This is a genomic window from Arthrobacter sp. 10L424 (genome assembly GCF_056395325.1).
The window spans coordinates 47,334-66,786 of sequence record NZ_JBFTJH010000011.1 but is presented as its reverse complement, the minus strand read 5'-3'; the positions used below and the strand labels follow the sequence as shown (position 1 = coordinate 66,786).

General features: G+C 68.0%; 16 protein-coding genes and 1 riboswitch. Of the genes, 5 read left to right on the top strand and 11 right to left on the bottom strand.

Annotation, left to right across the window (positions count from 1 at the left end):
• Positions 1–11 precede the first annotated feature (11 nt).
• The 6 genes from AC1DC5_RS16730 to trmB form a co-directional block, all read right to left on the bottom strand.
• Complete coding sequence (locus AC1DC5_RS16730; protein ID WP_476865889.1) at positions 12–1,679, bottom strand: dipeptide ABC transporter ATP-binding protein; 1,668 nt, start codon at positions 1,677–1,679, stop codon at positions 12–14.
• Positions 1,680–1,690: 11 nt separating this feature from the next.
• Entirely contained in the window at positions 1,691–2,602 is a 912-nt protein-coding gene (locus AC1DC5_RS16725; RefSeq protein WP_476865888.1) for an ABC transporter permease, read from the bottom strand.
• 18 nt (positions 2,603–2,620) lie between these two features.
• Positions 2,621–3,580: an ABC transporter permease gene (locus AC1DC5_RS16720; protein WP_476865887.1), complete on the bottom strand. Its 960-nt coding sequence runs from the start codon at positions 3,578–3,580 to the stop codon at positions 2,621–2,623.
• Between the two features lie 6 nt (positions 3,581–3,586).
• Positions 3,587–5,248: an ABC transporter substrate-binding protein gene (locus tag AC1DC5_RS16715; protein WP_476865886.1), complete on the bottom strand. Its 1,662-nt coding sequence runs from the start codon at positions 5,246–5,248 to the stop codon at positions 3,587–3,589.
• Between the two features lie 101 nt (positions 5,249–5,349).
• Positions 5,350–5,437: riboswitch (SAM riboswitch) on the bottom strand.
• Between the two features lie 161 nt (positions 5,438–5,598).
• On the bottom strand, positions 5,599–6,405 hold the full coding sequence (locus tag AC1DC5_RS16710; RefSeq protein ID WP_441406156.1) for a DUF1206 domain-containing protein: 807 nt from the start codon (positions 6,403–6,405) through the stop codon (positions 5,599–5,601).
• 184 nt (positions 6,406–6,589) lie between these two features.
• Entirely contained in the window at positions 6,590–7,513 is a 924-nt protein-coding gene (gene trmB, locus AC1DC5_RS16705; protein ID WP_441406155.1) for a tRNA (guanosine(46)-N7)-methyltransferase TrmB, read from the bottom strand.
• An 85-nt stretch (positions 7,514–7,598) separates the two neighbouring features.
• On the opposite strand from trmB, the gene AC1DC5_RS16700 reads away from it, so the two are divergent.
• Entirely contained in the window at positions 7,599–8,225 is a 627-nt protein-coding gene (locus AC1DC5_RS16700; RefSeq protein WP_476865885.1) for a class I SAM-dependent methyltransferase, read from the top strand.
• A gap of 154 nt (positions 8,226–8,379) precedes the next feature.
• Positions 8,380–9,612 carry an MFS transporter gene (locus AC1DC5_RS16695; RefSeq protein ID WP_476865966.1) on the top strand — a complete coding sequence of 411 codons (1,233 nt, stop codon included), beginning with the start codon at positions 8,380–8,382 and terminating at the stop codon, positions 9,610–9,612.
• A 34-nt stretch (positions 9,613–9,646) separates the two neighbouring features.
• On the opposite strand, the gene lhgO is transcribed toward AC1DC5_RS16695, so the two are convergent.
• Positions 9,647–10,852 (bottom strand): L-2-hydroxyglutarate oxidase, encoded by a 1,206-nt coding sequence (gene lhgO / locus AC1DC5_RS16690; protein ID WP_476865884.1) that lies wholly within the window; start codon positions 10,850–10,852, stop codon positions 9,647–9,649.
• Between the two features lie 208 nt (positions 10,853–11,060).
• On the opposite strand from lhgO, the gene AC1DC5_RS16685 reads away from it, so the two are divergent.
• Entirely contained in the window at positions 11,061–12,461 is a 1,401-nt protein-coding gene (locus AC1DC5_RS16685; RefSeq protein ID WP_476865883.1) for an MFS transporter, read from the top strand.
• 139 nt (positions 12,462–12,600) lie between these two features.
• Here the strand turns inward: AC1DC5_RS16685 and AC1DC5_RS16680 are convergent, their stop codons facing one another.
• The 3 genes from AC1DC5_RS16680 to AC1DC5_RS16670 all read right to left on the bottom strand — a co-directional run bounded on the left by AC1DC5_RS16680 (position 12,601) and on the right by AC1DC5_RS16670 (position 15,843).
• The gene (locus AC1DC5_RS16680; RefSeq protein ID WP_476865882.1) at positions 12,601–14,085 is read right to left on the bottom strand and encodes an amino acid permease; all 1,485 of its coding nucleotides are present in this window, start codon (positions 14,083–14,085) and stop codon (positions 12,601–12,603) included.
• A gap of 615 nt (positions 14,086–14,700) precedes the next feature.
• On the bottom strand, positions 14,701–14,871 hold the full coding sequence (locus AC1DC5_RS16675; RefSeq protein ID WP_476865881.1) for a CsbD family protein: 171 nt from the start codon (positions 14,869–14,871) through the stop codon (positions 14,701–14,703).
• Positions 14,872–15,180: 309 nt separating this feature from the next.
• Positions 15,181–15,843 carry an SAM-dependent methyltransferase gene (locus tag AC1DC5_RS16670; protein ID WP_441406149.1) on the bottom strand — a complete coding sequence of 221 codons (663 nt, stop codon included), beginning with the start codon at positions 15,841–15,843 and terminating at the stop codon, positions 15,181–15,183.
• A gap of 196 nt (positions 15,844–16,039) precedes the next feature.
• Between AC1DC5_RS16670 and AC1DC5_RS16665 the strand changes: the two genes are divergently transcribed.
• Both AC1DC5_RS16665 and AC1DC5_RS16660 read left to right on the top strand, forming a co-directional pair.
• Positions 16,040–16,393 carry a hypothetical protein gene (locus AC1DC5_RS16665; protein WP_476865880.1) on the top strand — a complete coding sequence of 118 codons (354 nt, stop codon included), beginning with the start codon at positions 16,040–16,042 and terminating at the stop codon, positions 16,391–16,393.
• A 325-nt stretch (positions 16,394–16,718) separates the two neighbouring features.
• Positions 16,719–18,632 (top strand): DEAD/DEAH box helicase, encoded by a 1,914-nt coding sequence (locus tag AC1DC5_RS16660; RefSeq protein ID WP_476865879.1) that lies wholly within the window; start codon positions 16,719–16,721, stop codon positions 18,630–18,632.
• A 151-nt stretch (positions 18,633–18,783) separates the two neighbouring features.
• On the opposite strand, the gene AC1DC5_RS16655 is transcribed toward AC1DC5_RS16660, so the two are convergent.
• Positions 18,784–19,434 carry an MBL fold metallo-hydrolase gene (locus AC1DC5_RS16655; protein WP_476865878.1) on the bottom strand — a complete coding sequence of 217 codons (651 nt, stop codon included), beginning with the start codon at positions 19,432–19,434 and terminating at the stop codon, positions 18,784–18,786.
• Positions 19,435–19,453: the final 19 nt, after the last annotated feature.

Here is a 19,453-nt window from a genome sequence, read left to right as displayed (position 1 = left end):
TACTGATGTTCTTAGTGGCTGGTCGCCGCGACGAGTTCGCGCAGGCGGTGGCCGGGGTTGGAATCGAGCAACAGGCTGGTGTATTCGCTTTGCGGATTAGAGAAGACCTGCGCAGTCGGGCCGACTTCGCGCAGCTGGCCCCGGCTCATCACACCGACGTCGTGGGCGAAGCGTTCAACAACGTGCAGGTCGTGGGAAATGAACAGGTAGGACAGTCCCAGGTCGCGCTGCAGGTCTTCGAGCAGGAGCAGGATCTGGGCCTGCGTCAGGACGTCCAGGGCGGAGAGGGCCTCGTCCAAGACGATGGTGCGGGCGCCCAGGGCGAGGGCCCGGGCGATCGCCACGCGCTGGCGCTGGCCGCCGGACAGCTCCTTGGTCCTGCTGCCGGCGACCCGTGCGGGGAGGTTCACCTGGTCAAGGAGTTCGACAACCCGGGCACGACGTTCCAGCCGCGACCCGACGCGGAAATTCACCAGGGGCTCGGCGACGATGTCCCGCACGGTGAGCCTCGGATCGAGCGCCGAATCCGGATTTTGGTACACCAGCTGCAGGGAGCGCCACAGCTCCCGTTTGTCTTTGCCCTCGGTTGACGTGACATCGTTCCCGTGGATCTTCACGGTGCCTGACGTCGGGTCCAGCAGCCGCATGATCATGCGGGCCGTGGTGGACTTGCCCGACCCTGACTCGCCGACCAGGGCGAAGGTGGTTCCTTGGCGCACCGCAAAACTGATGTCATCCACCGCGCGGTGTTCTGCCCCGCGCTTCCCGAAGATTTTGGTGAGTCCGCGGACTTCGATCGCCGCCACGGGCTCCTCGCGGGCCGTAGCCGCTGCCGCCAGGCCGGTTTTCGGGGCGGCCGGAGAGGCCTCCCGCAGCAGCCTGAGTGTGTAGTCGTCCTCCGGCTGCGCCAGGATCTCGGCGACGGGACGGTCTTCTAGGATCCTGCCCTGCCGCATCACCACGATCCGATCGGCCAGGTCGGTGGCGACGGCCAGGTCATGGGTCACGAAGATGACGGCCGTCCCGTGGTCCCGCGCCAGCTTGCTGAAGACCTCGAGCACCCGCCGCTGCACCGTGACGTCCAGCGCGGAGGTCGGCTCATCGGCAATCAGCAGCTTCGGTCCCAGGCTGAAGGCGATTGCGATCAGGACCCGTTGCTTGAGTCCGCCGGAGAGCTCGTGGGGGTACTGTTTCAGCCGCTCCGCCGGCCGGTCGATGCCCACCAGTTCGAAGAGCCGGATGACCTCCGCCCGGATCTCGCTTTTGGAGCGTTTGCCGTCCTCCGGGTGCAGCCGGAAGACCTCGGCCACTTGGGATCCGACCGTCTTCACCGGGTCCAGCGAGCCGCCGGGATCCTGCGGAACCATGCCGATCCTGCGTCCACGGATTTTCTCCATTGCGCGTTCGGAAAGTCCGGTCAGCTCAATTCCGTCGAACACAATGGTTCCGGCAGAGATCCCGCCTGCTTCGGGGAGAAGGCCGATGATCGACTTGGCGAGCGTGCTCTTGCCGGAACCGGATTCGCCAACGACGGCGACGATCTCACCCGGTTTGAGGACCAGGTCGAGTGAATCCGCGGCCACGATGGCCCCTGGGTCGCGGCCGTATTCGACCTGCAGTCCGCGAACCTCAAGAAGAGGCCCGGGTTCGGCGATGGGGTTTGCTGCGTTGAGTGTCATGGGGCTCCTGACTAGAACCGGAAGATCTTGAGAAGTTGGCGTCCGAGACCGGCCAAGAGCACCACCGTCAGCACGATGACCAGGCCCGGCAGGCTTGTCATCCACCATGCTCCGGCGAGGTACTGCCGGCCCTCGGAGATCAGCAGACCCCACTCCGGCGTGGGGGGAGGGGCACCGAAGCCGAGGAAGCCAAGCCCGGAAATTGCGAGAATGGCAGCGCCAAGGTCGACTGCCAGCAGGGCAAGGACCGGGCCGCAGGAGTTCGGCAGGACATGCTTCCAGACGACGGACCAGTAGGATCCCCCGTTGAGGAAAGCGGCCTCGACGTAGTCCAGGTTGCGGACGCGGAGAACTTCCGAGCGCACCACACGGGCGAACGAGGCAATCGAGGCGATGCCCACACCGACGCCGAGCGAGATTGGTCCCGGCGCGAACGCGGTCACAATGATGAGGGAGATCAGGAACCCCGGCACGGCCAAAAGCACGTCCACGAGGCGCATGGTGCCCGCATCGGCGGCCCGGCCCGCCGTCGCGGCAAACAGGCCCAACGCCGTTCCCACCACGAAACCGATCAGGACAGCGAGCCCTGCTGTGAGCAGGGTCTGCGAGGTGCCGTGGACGACCCTCGAGTAGACGTCCCGGCCCAGGTGGTCGGTTCCGAACCAGTGCCCGGCACTTGGCGGCTGGAATTTCTGTTTCGGAATGCCACTGATGGGGTCGAAGGAGCTGAAAAGGCCCGGCAGGAATGCCCACCCCAGGACGATCAGCAGCGGAATGACGGTCAGCCACAGACCCGCCGAGCGCAGGATGTTTCCCTGGCGCTTTCCCTGGCGCTTTCCCGGGCCGCGCGGGCCGGTGCCGCCACCGGCGGGCGGCGAGGCCAAATCAGCGATAGGGTCCGTTCGTAGTAGATCGATGCTCACAAGGTTCTCCGTTCTGGCTCAGGCAGTCAGTGCTCTTGGCGAGCCGTGGGCACTGCTCTTGAGGATGCGGGGATCCAGCAGCGGATACAGCAGGTCGACGATCAGGTTCACTGCAACGAACGCCGACGCCGTCAGCAGGACCAGGCCCTGGACCAGCGGGACATCCTGGACTGTGACCGCCTGAAGGACCACCGAGCCGAGGCCGGAGCGGGCGAACACGGTCTCCGTGATCACGGAACCGGCAAGCAGGGTTCCCACCGTGATACCGGCAATGGTCATTGCCGGACCCGCCGCATTCTTCAGGGCGTGGCGGTAGAAGATCCATGCGGGGGACGCGCCCTTGGCCCGCAGGACGTCGACAAACGGTTGCTCATAGACTTTCGTGATGCTCTTGAGCAGTACCTGCGCGATCGGGGCGGAAACGTGAAGGGCCAGGACAAGGACGGGAACTGCCAGCGACGCAAAGGATCCGTCCGGGAACAGGGACATCACGCCGAGCTGGATGGACAGGAGCTGCAGGAGCACGAGCCCGAGCCAGAACACCGGAACCGCTGCGAACAGCGGCGGGAGATTGGTGATGAATCGCTTCAGCGCCGCCGACCGGCTCAACGTGGCCGAGGCCACGAGGGCCACCGCGAGGACGACGGCCACCACGAAGGCGCTGGAGGCCAGCGCCAGGGTGGACCCGGCTACCGCGCCGATGCGGGTCGCCACGGACTGCCCGGAGGCCAGGGAGTACCCGACGTCTCCACCGAGCAGCTGCCCAAGCTGGCCGAAATACTGCACCAGCAGCGGCTGGTCGTAGCCGTATTGGGCTTTCATGGCATCAATCGTTGCCTGGTCCGCCGCAGCGTCCGCCGAGAGGAAGATCGTGACCGGATCGCTGGGCAGCAGCTGGACTGCCAGGAAGACGAGCGTGTACGCCAGCCAGATGACAAGCAGCGCCTGCCCGAGGCGCCGCGCAAAGTAGAGGCCCATGACGGCCTACTTGCCGGTTTTCCAGGCACCCTGGAAAATCGGCGCGGTACCGGAGGTGAAGTCGACATGCGCCTTCGCGTTGGCGCCGTAAACCTGGACTTCGTCCCAGAGCACAAGGGCCAACGCCTGGTCCACAACCAGCGCGCGCTGTTCGTCGGCGACGAGCTGCTTGTGCGCTGCGGGGCTGGTGGCGGCGCGTTCCTTAGCGAAGAGTTCATTGAGCTGCTGGTCCGCATTCAACGTCTGCGTGTTGGTGACCGGGCCGAAGACCGGCCCCAGGCCGCCGTAGGCAAACTGCCGGGTTCCAAAGAATTCCACGTTGGGATCCTTCATGGCAGTCGCCAGGAAGGCGTTGTCCGCCGCGCGGTTGACCAGCTTCACGCCGATCTTGCGCCACTGCTGCTCGATCAGCTCGAAAGCGGGCTTGATGACCACGGAGTTATTCGACGACGTGACGGTGACCTCAAGCTTCTGGCCGTCCTTGGCGCGGATGCCGTCGGAGCCAACCGCCCAGCCGGCCTCCTCGAGCAGGCTCTGCGACTTCTCCGGGTTGTAGGCCAGGTCGGCGGAGAGATCAGTGAAGTCAGGCGCTTCACGGTTCAGGACGGAGCCGGCCAGTTCGTAGCTGTCGGAGAGCACCGTGTCCTTCAGCGTCGGCCGGTCGATGCCCAGCTGCAGTGCCTGGCGGACCTTCGCGTCCGCGAGTTTGCCGCTGCCGATCCGTACTGCGGCCATGTTTGCCGTCAGGTCAATGCCCTTGGCCGGCAGGACCTGGTTGCCGCTCCCGGCAAGGGCAGTTTCGTCGGCTGGCTGCAGGCCGCGGACCAGGTCAACCTGGCCGGTCTGAACGGCGCCCGCACGGTGCGCCACTTCCGGCAGGTACTTCACGACGACCTTGTCCAGATAGGCGGCACCCTGGTTGGCGGCACCCTCCGGCGCCCAGGCGTAGTCGGAACGCTTGGCCAGGACGATTTCCTCGTCGGCCTTCTCTGATTCGAAGGTGAAGGGACCGGAACCGGAGATTTTCGCGATGGCCGACTGGCCGGCGTTGTCCAGGGTGAGGGTCTTCGGCGAGACGAGTCCGGCGGTGACGGAGGACGTGGCGCGCAGGAAGCTGGCGTCGGGGGAGGACAGCGTGACCTCCACCTGGTCCTCGCCGATGACCCGGGAGGACTGGTAAGTGGAGAAATCAACGTTCGGCTGGATCTTCGCACTCTCGATGCCCTTCCCCAGTGCGTCGAAGTTGGCCTGGACCGCCTTGGCGTCCAGCGGTGTTCCATCGCTGAAGGTCACTCCCGGGCGGATCGTGAAGGTGAACTTGGTCTGATCCTCGCTCGCGGTGAACTTGCTCGCGATCCAGGGGACGAGCTCGCCCTTCTTGGCATCGAAATAGGTCAGCCGGTCCAAGACGCTGTTCAGGACGTTCGCCTTTTCGTAGAAGCGCGCCGCCTGGGTCTGGAAGTTGTTGATCGGGGTGACCTCGGCGAAGACGAAGGTTCCGCCCTGCACCGGGGTTCCGTCCTGAACCTGCGAGGCCGCGGTGCCGGCCGGGTTGGCGCCGCAGGCGCTCAGGGCCAGGGCCGCCGCCCCCATCAGGGTCAGCAAACGCAGGGGGCGGCGTCTGGCCTTCGTGTTGGTCGTTGCCGTGCGTGATTCATTGGTACCCATCGGGGATCCTCTCGGTCATGACCGAGGAACTCCAGAATCGCAGGCCCCACACACGCCGGCCGCCGCAGGGCGCAGGGTGGTGGAACCTGGGATCGTGGCAATATCCATCGGTCCTGGCATTAGCACCGTGCCCGAAGGTGGTTGCTACGGCGTCATCGAGCCAGGTCTCTCAGCCGATCTGGATGGTTAGTAATTCGTAAAGAAGGTCGTTTCTCATTGCCGCGACCGTTTCCAGTGGAGGCAACACCTACTTTCCTGCAGAATCTTCGATTTCCCAATAATTACGACACGTTTTGCAACAAATGATCACAAAGGCCCGGTTTCCGCGTCCGGGCGTCTCACGGCTGGCGTTACATCTTGGCGAGTTTCGCCCGCACCATCATGAAGATGCCGTAGCAGATCAGGCCCACGCCGACGGCGGCCAGCATGTACACGCCGAAGGGCTGGTCGCGGAGGGCTTTCAACCCGCCGTCGACCCCGGTTGACTCCTCGGGGTGCGCCTTCACGGTGGCGATAATGACGAGCAGCCCCACAAGGAGCAGGGCGATGCCTTTGGCTGCATAGCCCACGACTCCCAGGACCGTCACCGCAGTCCGCGCCCGTTGCGAGGCAGGGAGGCGGAGGTGTTCGGCGAACGACTGGCGGAAGCCCCGGATGGCGTACACGATCCCGGTGATCGCCACGGCTGCGCCGATGGCGAGCAGGAGGGCGTAGCCGCCGGGGGCTTTCAGCACGGACGCAGTGAGGTCGCTCGTGGAGCTGCTTTGGTCAGAACCGGCGCCGTTGGCGAACGAGAACAAGGTGATGGCGAGCCCGGCATAGACGACGGCCTGCAGAGCGGCTTTGAGCTTCTTTGCCAGCTTCTTCTTGGCCGGCAGGTGCTCGAAGTCGAAAATGGCGTCACTGGTCTGCCAGATGGCGAGGGCCACGCACGCCGCGAACGACGTCCACAGCAACAGCGGGCCGGCCGGCTGGCTGGCGAGCTGCTGAACGGCTCCGCTGACATCGGCTTTGCCTTCCCCGCCCATGGCGAGCCGGATCGCGACCACGCCGATGAGGAGGTGCAGGATGCCGCTCACAGCGAAACCGGCACGGGCCACGACCTCCAGCGCACGGGAGTTGGTGATCTCTTCCGCCGTGTCCGCGGCGGTTTTCATTTCTTTTTTGATGGCGGATTCCTCAACTGTCTCGGTGGTTCTGCCGGGCCTTTGGCCGGCCCGGTTCATGCATCTCCCGCAATCGTGCCACGCCGGGCCGCCCGGGAACAGCACCCGGGAATCCGGGCCGGGGAAGGCGGCAGCAGAGGGGTCGGACCCGGCCGGCGGGCCGGCTCGACCCGAACTACCGGCGCCGGTAGCTGAGGTCGAAGATCAGCCGGCCCGCCTCGTGCGCCTTGTTCTCGAAACTCGTCAGAATCCGGCCGTCGAACCGCGGCGCCCAGCCGCCGGTCTCGTCGGTGCCCTCGTTCGGGCCGGTGTGTTCGGTGCTCACCGGGGCGCGGCCCTCCTTGACGGGGGCGCCGCCCACAAGGGATTCGACGCCGGATTCCCACACCTTGGTGAGGGGGCTCTCCGGGCCGCTGCGCTCGCCGTCGTGCAGGTTCTCGAAATCGGGGGATCCGGCCAGGACCTCCCGCACGTGCACGGCGTAGTTGGACCAGTCCGTCGCGATGCGCCAGAGGCCGCCGGGCTTGAGGGCCCGCGAGGCCAGTTCGGCGAAGGCCGGCTGGATGAGGCGGCGCTTGTGGTGCCGGGACTTGTGCCACGGGTCCGGGAAGAACACCCACAGCTCCGTCACGGAACCGGCCGGCAGCATGGTGGCGAGCACCTCGGGGGCGTTCGCCTCCACGACGCGGACGTTGCTCAGGCCGCGGCTGTTGATCTTGATGAGGGTGTTGGCCAGCCCCGGGGTGTAGACCTCAACGGCGAGGAAGTCCGTGTCCGGGTTCTCCTCGGCGGCGTGGCAGACGGCGTCGCCGAGCCCGGAACCGATCTCCACGATCAGCGGCGCCTTGCGGCCGAACTCGGCTTCGGCGTCGAAGACGTAGTCCGGGTGCACGGACGTGTTGGCGATGTGGCGGGGGACCTCGACGGCCCACCGGTCGGAATGCTCCTCCCACGCAGCCTGCCGGCGGCCCTGCAGCCTGGTGCCGCGCCGGACGAAGCTGACCGGGCGGCCGCCGTAGGTGCCGAAGGAGGCCTGGCTGCCGGGGGTCACCGGGCGCGGTGGCTGCGGCGTTTCGGGGGATTCTGGGGTTTCACTCATCCCTTCCAGAATAGTGGAGTTCCGCCGTCGGGCCGTTGGGACCGTGGCACGCGTTCCTGTCCGGGGTCCGTGGCAGACTGTCCGCATGACCGACGCAATACGCGAATACTGGGATGGTCAGGCGGCGGACTTCGACCGGGAGGCCGATCATGGCCTGCTGGATCCGGGCGTCCGCCGGGCCTGGGCCGGGCTGATCCTGCCGCTCATCCCCGTGCCCGCCAGCGAAGTGGCCGATTTGGGTTGCGGGACCGGCAGCCTGTCCATCCTGATGGCGGAGGCGGGCCACCGCGTCCGGGGCCTGGACCTGTCCGCACGGATGGTGGAGGCAGCGCGGGTAAAGGCAGCCGAGGCGGCCAAGGCTGCCGAAGCCGCGGGCGCCCGGGCCCCGGCAGCTGTTGAGTTCCTGCGGGGTGACGCCTCGGAACCGCCGTACCCGCCGGCGGGCTGCGACGTCGTCCTGGCCCGTCACGTGCTGTGGGCGCTGCCGGATCCGGACGCCGCGCTTGGCCGTTGGACGCGGCTCCTGCGCGGACCCGGAACCATGATCCTGGTGGAAGGGCTGTGGGGCACGGGGGCCGGCATTTCCTCGGCGGAGTGCCGGGAACTGGTTCTCAGGCACCGCCGCCACGCCGACGTCGTCCCGCTGACAGACCCGGCGCTGTGGGGGAAGGAGATCGGCGACGAACGCTACCTGATCCTGAGCCGGACCTGACAGGACCGTCGGCGGGGTGCTGTTGACGGGCGCCGCAGGCGGGCGCTGCTGCCAACGCCAGCGGCGACGAGCCTGCCAGAATGGGTCCGTGACTGCACCGAAGAGCTCCCAGGACTCCACCGTCGGCGGCCTCGAGATCGAGGACGGCCGGGGCATGCTGGTGGACGCCGAGATCGACGACGTCCCCGCAGCGGAACCCACCCGGGCCGCCGGCCGCCGTGCGCTGGCTTACCTGGGCGTGTGCCTTGTCCTGATCGGGCTGAACCTCCGCACGGTGTTCTCGAGTTTCTCTGCAGTTCTTCCGGAGGTGACAGCCGACGCCGGGCTGCCGGGCTGGGCGGTGGTGGTCCTCACCACCGTGCCGGTGACGCTGCTGGGCGTCTTCGCCCCTCTGGCTCCTGTCCTGGCGCGCCGTTTCGGGGCCGAGCGCGTGCTGCTGGGCGCCATGGCCGCACTCACCGCAGGGCTGCTGCTGCGGCCCCTGGACGTGGGCGATGCAGGCCACCTCCCCGCACTGCTGGCCGGGACGGCGACCTGCGGCGCCGCGATCTCGCTCTGCAACGTGCTGCTGCCCGGCCTGGTGAAGCGCGACTTCCCGCACCGTCTCGGCCTGATGGGCGGCCTGTACACCACGGCGATCTGCGCCTCAGCGGCCCTCGGCGCCGGATTCACCTACCCCGTTTTCAGTGCGACAGGGGAGTGGACCGCGGCGCTGCAGTTCTGGGCGCTGCCCGCCGGCGTTGTTCTTCTGCTGTTCCTGCCGGTGGCCATCCGGCAGCGCCACGGCCGCCAGCGGTTGTCGCACGGCGGCGTGAACGTGTGGCGCTCGGGGATTGCCTGGCAGGTGACCATCTTTATGGTGCTGCAGGCGATGATGTCCTTCAGCGTCTTCGCCTGGCTGGCCCCGATCCTGCGCGAACGCGGCGTCGACGGCGGCACAGCCGGGCTGATCGTCTCCGTCTCGATCGTGCTGCAGATGCTGGGGTCCCTGTTTGCCCCGGCGCTGGCCACCCGGTTCCGGGACCAGCGCGGTATCAACACCGTGGTGGCGCTGATGACCGGTGGCGGCTTCGCACTGAGTATTTTCGGGCCGCTGGAGCTGATCTGGCTGTGGACCGGGCTGCTGGGCCTGGGCCAGGGCAGCCTGACCGCCGTCGCGCTGACCATGATCATGGTCCGCACCCGGGACGGGCACACCGCCGCGCACCTGTCCGGCATGATGCAGGGCGTGGGCTACGGGGTGGGCTCCACCGGCACGCTGATGGTCGGCCAGCTGCACCAGGCCACGGGATCCTTCGCGGCGGCCGGGGTGCTGTTCCTCGTCGTCGGATTGCTGGCCGCGGTGTTCGGCTACCGCGCCGGGCGGAACCGCTTCGTCGGCGGTTGAGCCCGTCTCCGGCTGAATCTGGCGGCAGCTGGGCTCAGCGGCGCAGGGCCTTCAGATACTGCTCGACGAGGTAGTCCGCGATGGCCAGGCACGACGTTGCGGCTGGCGACGGCGCGTTCCTCAGCAGCGTCACGGGCCCCACCTGGTCCACCGCGAAATCGTCCAGCAGCGACCCGTCGCGGCCCCAGGCCTGGGCCCGGACGCCCGCGGCTGTCTTCGCCGTCAGGTCCGCCATGGTGAGCTCGGGGATGAAGCGCCGGGCCTTGCGGTAGTAGGCCGGTTTGAAGAGCGACGCGCTGATCTCGTCGATGCCCATCCGCCAGTGCTTTTTCGCCAGCGGGCCGGCTCCGGGCCACCGCAGCGAATCCCAAGTGTCCTTCACCGAGACGGTCCGCCAGCCGTAGCCCTCGCGGGCGAGCGCCGGGACGGCGTTGGGACCCACATGCACGTCGTCGTACACACCGCGGGTAAAGTGCACGCCGAGGAACGGGAACCGGGGGTCCGGCACCGGGTAGATCATCCCCTGCACCAGGTGGTCCCGCTCCGGGCTGAGTGACCAGTATTCGCCCCGGAACGGGAGGATTTTCGGCGAGGGGTCGGCGCCCACCAGGCGGGCCACGACGTCGGACTGCAGGCCGGCGCAGGCAATCACCCGGTCGAAGACGTGCTCGGACCCGGCGGTTACTACTCGCACGGTGCCGCCTTCAACTGCCATCGCAACCACCTCCTGCCCGAGCAGGATGGTGCCGCCGGCGGTGCGGACGTCCTGGGCCATCGCTTCCGTAATCGCCGCGAAATCGACGACGGCGGTGTGCGGCGAATGGACCGCCGCCACCCCTGCGACGTGCGGTTCGATCTCGCGCAGCCGCGCGGCGCCGTCGATCCGGGCCAGGCCGGGCACGCCGTTCGCCCGGGACCGCCGTTCGATTTCGGCCAAGGCAGGCAGCTCGGACTCGTCGACGGCGACCACCAGCTTGCCGACTTCCCGGTAGGGAAGGTTCTTCTGCAGGCAGAAGTCCCGCAGGGCCGCACGTCCGGCAACGCACAGCTGGGCTTTCAGCGAGCCCTCGGCGTAGTAGAGGCCGGCGTGGACGACGCCCGAGTTGTGGCCGGTCTGGTGGGCGGCCAGCCGGTGCTCCTTCTCGAAGACCGTGACGTCTCCCGTCCCGGCCTGGGCAAGGGCGCGGGCCAGTGCGATGCCAACAATCCCGCCACCGATGATTCCGATTCGTTCAGTCACGTCATTGCGTCCTTGTCGCCGTGGTCTTCCCGCGAGTATAGAACCCCGCCATTGCTCAGGGGCTGCGTCCCGGCCGCCGGCTGTGGCATGCTTCCCCTTAAGCCAACATCCCGGTTCCGCCAGGAAACTCCGCCCGGCAACGGGCCCTGACCTCAACGTCAGCTGAGGTTCCGCGGATCCGTCCACGACTACCGATCAGGCCACGCCCTTGCCCCGCACCACCCCCGCCCCGACCCTGGAATCAGCCGGCATCTTCCACCGCGAGTACCTGCTGGTGACCCTGGGTGCCTGTGCCCTCGTGTTCCTGGCTGCCTTCGAGTCGCTGGCGGTGACCACGATCATGCCGCTGGTCAGCCGTGAACTGGATGGGGCCGCCTTCTACGCCCTGGCGTTCGCCGGTCCGCTCGCCACCGGCGTCATCGGCATGGTGGCCGCCGGAAACTGGTCGGACCGGCGCGGCCCGGTGGGGCCGCTGTACGCGTCCGTGGCCATGTTTGTGCTGGGCCTGCTGATCGCGGGAACAGCGTCGACCATGCCCGCCCTCGTGGCGGGCCGCTTGGTCCAGGGCCTGGGCGGCGGCGCCATGACCGTGGCGCTGTATGTGGTGATCGCCCGGGTCTATCCGCCCGTGCTGCACCCGAAGATCTTCGCCGCGTTTTCCGCGGCCTGGGTGATTCCCTCGCTGGTGGGACCCTTCGCCGCCGGCATTGTGGCGCAGGTGCTCAGCTGGCATTGGGTCTTCCTCGGCGTGGTGGGCCTGGTGGTGCCGGCCCTGCTGATGATCGTTCCCGCCCTGCGCGGGCTGCGCGGAACGCCCGACGCCGGAGCCCGGGAGGGCGCCGCACCGAAGGACATGTCCCCCCGCAAGTCCACTGGCTCCGGCAGGCTGGCCTGGGCTGCCCTCGCGGCGCTCGCCGTGCTTGGCCTGAACCTCTCCTCGAGGCTTCCGGTGGCGGGCGGAGTAGTGGCCGTGGCCGCCGTCGTCGTGGCCCTCATTGCCGTCCGCCCGCTGGTGCCGCGGGGAACCCTGACGGCCCGCAGGGGCCTCCCCAGCGTCATTCTTACGCGCGGCCTGGCCTCGGCGGCGTTCTTCGGCGCCGAGGTCTACCTGCCGTACCTGCTGGTGGAGCGGTACTCCTTCTCGCCCACCTTCGCCGGACTGGCGCTCACGGGCGGAGCCGTCTCGTGGGCCGCCGGCTCCGCGGTGCAGGGCAGACTCGGGTCCCGCCTGGACCACCGCCGCGCGGTTCGGACCGGGGCTGCCATGGTCCTCGGCGCCGTGGTCCTGGTGCTCGTGACCACGCTCCTGGGCTGGCCGGCCGCCGTCGCGATTGCCGCGTGGGTGGTCGCGGGTGGCGGCATGGGCGTGATGTACGCGCGGCTGAGCGTCATGACCCTGGCCCTGTCCACTAGGGATAACGAGGGCTTCAACAGCTCCGCGATGTCCATTTCCGATTCGCTTGGCGGGGCGCTGTCGCTCGCCACGACGGGAATCATTTTTGCGGCGTTCCCGACGGCGGTGGCGTCCTTCGGCGGGGTGTTCGCCCTGACAGCGTTGATCGGCGTCGCCGCCGTCGTGGTTGCCCCGCGGGTCTCCGGGCGGCGGTAAGGCCGGCGCCGCCCGGCCGCGGTGCCCGAGTTTTCCGCGCCTGAGGCGCTGGAGTTAAACCGAGGGAGCCCCGGCCGGTGGATCCGGCCGGAGCTCCCTGCCCGGGTGCCCTTCGGGGCGCCGGGTGGCGGGTTATTGCCTAGCCCGCTGCGGGGACGGACCCGGCGTCGCGGATGGCTTTCCATTCCGCAATCCGGGCCTGCTGCAGCGGCGTCTGGCGGTTGAAGTACCAGGCCCCGCCCAGCATCAGGAACCAGAGCGGCGCCACCAGCAGGGCGAGCCGGGTGTCGTCGGCCTGGCCCAGCGCCACCAGCATGAAGCCGAAGAACGCGAGCACCACGTACGGCATAAAGCCCGAGCCCGGCATCTTGAACTTGGAGGCCGCATGCAGCTCGGGACGGCGGCGGCGGAACACGATGTAGCTGATGAGAATCATGGACCAGACGAACATGGTGAGCACGGAGGCCACCGAGGTGACCACGGTGAAGGCGCCGATCACGGAGTCGCCCGAGTAGAGCAGGACCAGGCCGGCCAGCAGGAAGATGCAGGAGAACAGCAGGGCGTTCTGCGGAACCTTGCGGATGCTCAGCTTTCCGAAGGCCTTCGGGGCGTTGCCGTCCTGGGCCAGGCCGTAGACCATGCGCGAGGTGGAGTAGATGCCGGAGTTGGCGCTGGAGGCCGCGGAGGTGAGCACCACCAGGTTGATGACCACCGCGGCGATGCCGAGGCCGGCCAGGGTGAACATGCCGATGAAGGGGCTGCTGGCGGCATCGATGGTGCGCCACGGGTTGACCGCCATGATGACCACCAGGGCGCCTACGTAGAACAGCAGGACACGGATGGGGATGGAGTTGATGGCGCGCGGCAGGTTCTTCTCGGGGTCCTTGGTTTCTGCCGCCGCGGTGCCCACCAGCTCGATGCCGGCGAAGGCGAAGATGGCGATCTGGAAGCCCAGGATGAAGCCGAACATGCCGTGCGGGAACATGCCGCCGTCGTTCCACATGTTGGCCAGGTTCGCCACTGCGCCGTTGGGGGAGGTGAAGTTCGTGGCGATCATTACGATGCCGGTGCCGATCAGGGCCAGGATGGCCACCACCTTGATGATGGCGAACCAGAATTCGGCCTCGCCAAAGGCCTTGACCGTGGGAAGGTTCAGCAGGATCAGCACCACGGGAGTGATCAGGGCCGGGATCCACAGGGGAGTGCCCGGTGCGAGCTTGTCCACGTACCCGGCGATCGCGACGATGTCGGCCACGCCGGTCACCACCCAGAAGAACCAGTAGGACCAGCCCGTGAAGAAGCCCGCCCAGGGGCCCAGGAGGTCGCCGGCGAAGTCGCTGAAGGACTTGTAGTTCAGGTTGGAGAGCAGGATCTCGCCCATGGCCCGCATGACGAAGAACAGCATGAAGCCGATGATCATGTAGACGAAGATGACGGACGGGCCGGCCAGCGAGATGGTTTTGCCGGAGCCCATGAACAGTCCGGTGCCGATCGCACCGCCGATGGCCAGCAGCTGGATGTGGCGGTTGCCCAGTGCGCGGGCGAGGTGCGGTTCCTGGCCTTGGCTGCCGGGGGAGGACTCTTGAGCGATGTTCGGGACAGCCGTGGTGGTGCGTTCAGACATTAGGCTTCTTCCTTGTTACAGGCGGGCCACGGGCGGAGAGCATTCCGCCGCAGGCCCGCACGGATCCATCGGAGGTGTGATGGAGGTAACACTTTGTCGTGTGGTTTAAGCGTAGAGGCGGGATTTGGGCGGTTCCGCGGCGCCGCTGGCCGGCGGCCCGGCGCCGTCGAGCTCCCCGTGGCGGGGTCCGGCCGGGACCCGCGGTGCCTCCCGGCCGGACGGCTAAAAGGCCCGCCCCGCCGCGAAACCGGGAATTTTCGACGCCGGCGTCCGCCTGCCGCCGCGGTTCCGGCCCGGGCTGACCGGCGGCCTTTCCCGCCGTTCCCATGGTCGACAACTGTCGACCGACATGGCCTCAGTTGTCGTCCAGTGTCCCATGTCATATCTGAATCCGGGAAACGCGGGGCCGAGACGCGCGATGTCGCCGGTAGCGTGCGGGGTCGCCGGAAAGTTCCGGCGAATTCGCGGGCTTCCGGCGAGGTCGACGACGGGACCGCACGTTCAGGTGCTCTCGCCTGCCGGGTTTCTCCCCGGCCCGGACCATCCGCTCGGGGCGCTACCTAGTCCTTGCTATAGCCCCGGGTGAGCTTGCCAGCTGCGTCCTGAACTCCGATGTCAGCCGCCGCGTACTTCACCCGTTTCGACGGCCTCCTGCAACCTGGCCTGGGCCTGGTCATTCTGGCCCTCGCGCTTGAGCTCGTCGGTGCCGGTGAACTTTCCGGCCCCTTCCTTGGCCGCGCCGAGGTGGTGGATGACCGTGTAGTTGGCCTTGTCGTTCATTGCCATGATCTTGCCTTTCCGGCGAATACTCGATGTCGCGATCTTGTTCGCCGACCTGGTGCTTAGCGGATCCGGTCATCTCCGGACACGTTGGATCGGGTTCCGCTGGTGATTCGAAGCAGAACGGGAATCGGATGGCTCCGGCGGCCGGTCGATTTCCCGCAACAGTTCCTCCGCGGGCGGCGTGCCCCGGGCGGGCAGGGTCGAGGCTGCCGACAGGCGGAAAACGCGGGTTCGCCGCTACTGTGCGGGTTCGCCGGAACCTTCCGGCGAACCCGCACGTTACCTGTGACGTCGACGGCGGATCAGCCGCGGTCAGCGGGCGGCGAGGCGGGTGGCGCGCAGGACGGCGTCCGTGAGGGCGGCAGCTTCGCCGTCGGGCCCGGTGGCGCTGCGGTGCCGGGTGTCCACGACGTCGAGGCGCCACTCGGGCTCCTCAATGCCCAGCTCGCGCGCCAGCTGCTCGGCCGTGTAGAACTTCTCCGGCGCATGGTGGTGCTGCCCCCACGGCGGCAGCCCCGCGGGGTGGTGGCCCACAATCAGCAGTGTTCCGCCGGTCCGCACCGCGGCGGCGGCCAGCTGGAGGGCCTGCTGCCAGGGCATCACCGTGGAATGCAGGAACTGGGCCGTGACCAGATCGAACAGCTCCCCAGGCACCCACGTGGCGAGATCCTCCCGCACCCACGTGATGTTCCCGCCCTGGCCCCGTTCCTGCGCGTGCGCTTCGGCCCGCTCCAGCGCGACAGTGGAGACGTCGACGGCGGTGACTTTCCAGCCGCGGCTGGCGAGCCAGATGGCGTCGGCACCCTCGCCGCAGCCCAGGTCAAGGGCCGTCCCGGGCGGAAGGGACGAGGCCTCGGCAATCAGCTGCGGATTCGGTTCGCCGCTCCAGATCCTGGTCCGGCTCCGGTATTTCTCGTCCCACACCTCGGCCGCGCTGGCGCTGCTGGTCTCCGCGGGGTGATTGTGCTCCGTCATCGTTGTCCTCGCCGGTCGTGTGGGTGGTGGGGTCGTTTTCCACATCATGGCAGGGGGAGGCTGCCGGCGGAACCAAGGACTGGGCGACACAAGAACATCACCGCACGGAAACGCCGTCGAAACCTTCATGGTGGAGGCTGAAGCCTGAGAGCGGAATGACACTGGGGTGAATCCGGATCGGGGGAAGGGGCAGGCCATGACTGCAGAAGTTTCGCAGCAGGTGCAATCGATGGGGGAGTTGTCGGTGGGGGACCAGATTGAAGCGTGGCACAACGGCAAGCTCTTCCATCGGGGCGAGGTAATCCGGACTGTGGCGGACACGGACCTGTTCTGGATCCTGGATGAAGGCACCGGAACCCGGCGTCTGATTGACACCGAGGCCTTGGTGATAGTGCGGGTGCCGGTTCCGGCCGCCGGGCGCGGCCGGGCCGCAGCGTTCGGCGCCGCGGCCGGCAGTGAGCCGTCTATGCTGCCGCCGGCGAAGGCCCCGGGGGCCGTGCGGCCGGCGTCGCACGTGCCGCTGTTCCAGGCGCCCGCTTTGGTGCCCTGAGCGGGGAGAAGGCGGCCCTGGCCCCGCCGGATGATAGACTGGGTGAACTTGATGTGCAGTGATGCCCACTTTGGTCTTGAATGACCGGTCCGGTTCATCAACCGGTTCCCCTGCTGGATTCCTTTCGGATTCCGCTCAGGGAGTGGGATTTTTTCATGTGAGAGGCACATCCTGCGTCGATGAACGCGTTCTATTTGGTCCTGGCCGCCGCTTCTTACAGCAGCTGGCCGGTTGATCACCTGACTTTTCTTCGGCGAACCCCTGGGCCAACCGGCACCGGGGGCCGATATCCGCATGGATGCCGCCTGAAAGACCTTTGAAACTTATGACTACTTTTGCTGCCCTCGGCACGCCCAAAGCACTTGCCGACACGCTGACCGCCCAGGGGATCGTCGAACCGTTCCCCATTCAGGTCAAGACCCTCCCGGACACCCTGGCCGGACGCGACGTCCTGGGCCGCGGCCGCACCGGCTCCGGCAAGACCATCGCCTTCGCCATCCCGCTTGTAGCACGACTCGCTGAGCGGGAAGCCAAGCACTTCCGCAAGCCCGGCCGCCCGATGGGCCTGGTCCTCGCACCGACCCGCGAACTGGCCACCCAGATCAACGCCACCATCGAGCCGATGGCAAAGGCCATGGGCCTGAACACCACCGTCATCTACGGCGGCATCTCGCAGGCCCGCCAGGAAAAGGCGCTGCGCGCCGGCGTCGATATCGTTATCGCCTGCCCGGGCCGCCTGGAGGACCTGATCCGCCAGCGCATCCTGACCCTCGAAGGCGTCGAGATTACCGTCCTGGACGAGGCCGACCACATGGCCGACCTCGGCTTCCTTCCGGTGGTCAAGAAGCTTATGGACATGACCCCCAGCCAGGGCCAGCGCCTGCTGTTCTCCGCCACCCTGGACAACGGCGTGGACAAGATCGTCCAGCGTTACCTGTCCAACCCGCTGACCCACGCCGTGGACGAATCACAGGCCGCGGTGACCACCATGGAACACCACGTGCTGGTCGTCAACGACCAGACCGTCAAGAAGCAGCTGATCGTCGAGCTCGCCTCGGGTGCCGGCCGCCGCGTGCTCTTCCTGCGCACCAAGCACCACGCCCGTAAGCTCGCGAAGACCCTGACCGACGCCGGCATCCCCGCCGTCGACCTGCACGGCAACCTGTCGCAGAACGCCCGTGACCGCAACCTGGCCGAGTTCTCCTCGGGCGAGGTCCGCGTCCTGGTCGCCACCGACGTCGCCGCCCGCGGCGTTCACGTCGACGACGTCGAACTGGTCATCCACGTGGATCCGCCCACGGAGCACAAGGCATACCTGCACCGCTCAGGCCGTACCGCCCGCGCAGGCTCCGACGGCACCGTGGTCACGCTGACCCTCCCGGAGCAGCAGTCCGACGTCAAGAAGCTCATGAAGGCTGCCGGCGTCGAGGTTAACTTCGAGCGCGTCACCGCCAACTCCCCGCTGGTTGCCCAGCTGGTCGGCGAAATGGCCGACAAGATCGATCCGCGCACCCGCGCCGCGCTGCTGGCAGCCAAGTCCAACCAGGGCGGCGGCAGCTCCACCGGTGCCAACGCCGAGCGCAAGCGCGCCCGCCGCACCACCCAGGCGGCACCCACTGCGGGTGGCCGGGGTGGCCGTGGCGGACGCGGACGCGTCGGAACCGAAGCTCCCCGCACCGACCTTCCGCGGGCCGAGCGCCGTGCCGTGGCCTACGAAGGCCAGGCCGCTGCCCGCAACGCTGCCGAGCGCGTCATCGAGCGCAACGAGGACCGTCAGGATGCCGAGCGCGCCGAGCGCCGCAGCACCCGTGCCCGCTCGACGTCGTACGGCACCCACCGCAACGATGTTCCGGCTGCAGGCGGCCGCGCGTCGGCCGGCCGCGGTTCCGACGGCCGCGCAGCAGAAGGTCGTAGCGACGCCCGGGGCGCTTCGGCTCCCCGCAGCGGCGCCCCCCGCAGCGGTGCACCCCGCACAGGTGGCGCTCCCCGCACGGGCGGCGCAACCGGCGGCCAGCGTAACGGCCGCCCGGCAACCGGCCAGCGCGCCGCAGCCGGCGCCAAGTCCGGTGGAAGCAAAGCCGGAGGCAGCGCGGCTGTCTGGTCCTCCAACACCGGCGGCACCTCGGGCGGCTCATACGCAGGCGGCGGCAACGGCCGTTCCGGCGAAGGCCGTCCGGCACGCAGCGGCGGACCCCGCCGCGCGTCAGCTCCGGCGTCGAACGAACGCCGCAGCCGCTAATCCCCAACCGCTCCCTAACCTCGCAAGCTCGGTCAGGGAACCCGGCGGTCGTGGCCCCAGGGTTTTCCGCTACACAAACGGACGGACGCTACGGGGATTCCCGCAACGTCCGTCCGAAAGCGTAGCGCCAGTCTGAAAGCGCAGCGGCCAGCTACCAGCCGCGGGTGCGCCACTCCTCCAGGTGCGGGCGTTCCGCGCCCAGGGTGGTGGGCTTCCCGTGGCCCGGATGCACCACTGTGTCATCCGGGTACACGTCGAACAACCGCTCGCTGACATCGCTGATCAGCTGGGCGAACCGTTCGGGATCCTTCTGCGTGTTGCCCACGCCGCCGGGGAACAGCGAGTCGCCGGAGAAAATGTGCGCCGGGCCCTCCGGGTCCTGGTACACCAGAGCGATCGACCCCGGGGTGTGGCCGCGCAGGTGCACTGCCGTCACGTCGAAGCCGTCGAAGTTGCCGACGTCCCCGTGATCCAGCAGAACATCCACCGGCACGGGCAGTTCCGGGGCGTCATCAGTCCCGGCCGCCGTTTTCACGCCGGTGGCTTCCACAAGGTCCGGCAGCGCCCGGACGTGGTCCCAGTGCTGGTGGGTGGTGGCGACCAGCGCCAGCTTCGGCTCCGCGGAGGTATCCGCGGCGGCGTCGGACAGCAGTTCCTGGATGGCGGCCAGATCATCGGCCGCATCGATCAGGAGCTGGGCACCGGACGCCTTCGCGGTGAGCAGATACACGTTGTTGTCCATCTCGCTGACCGAAATCCGGCGGATGGTGATGTTCCGTAACGAGTGAATGAGCGAGTCCATGGGCTTCAGTCTACGGAGA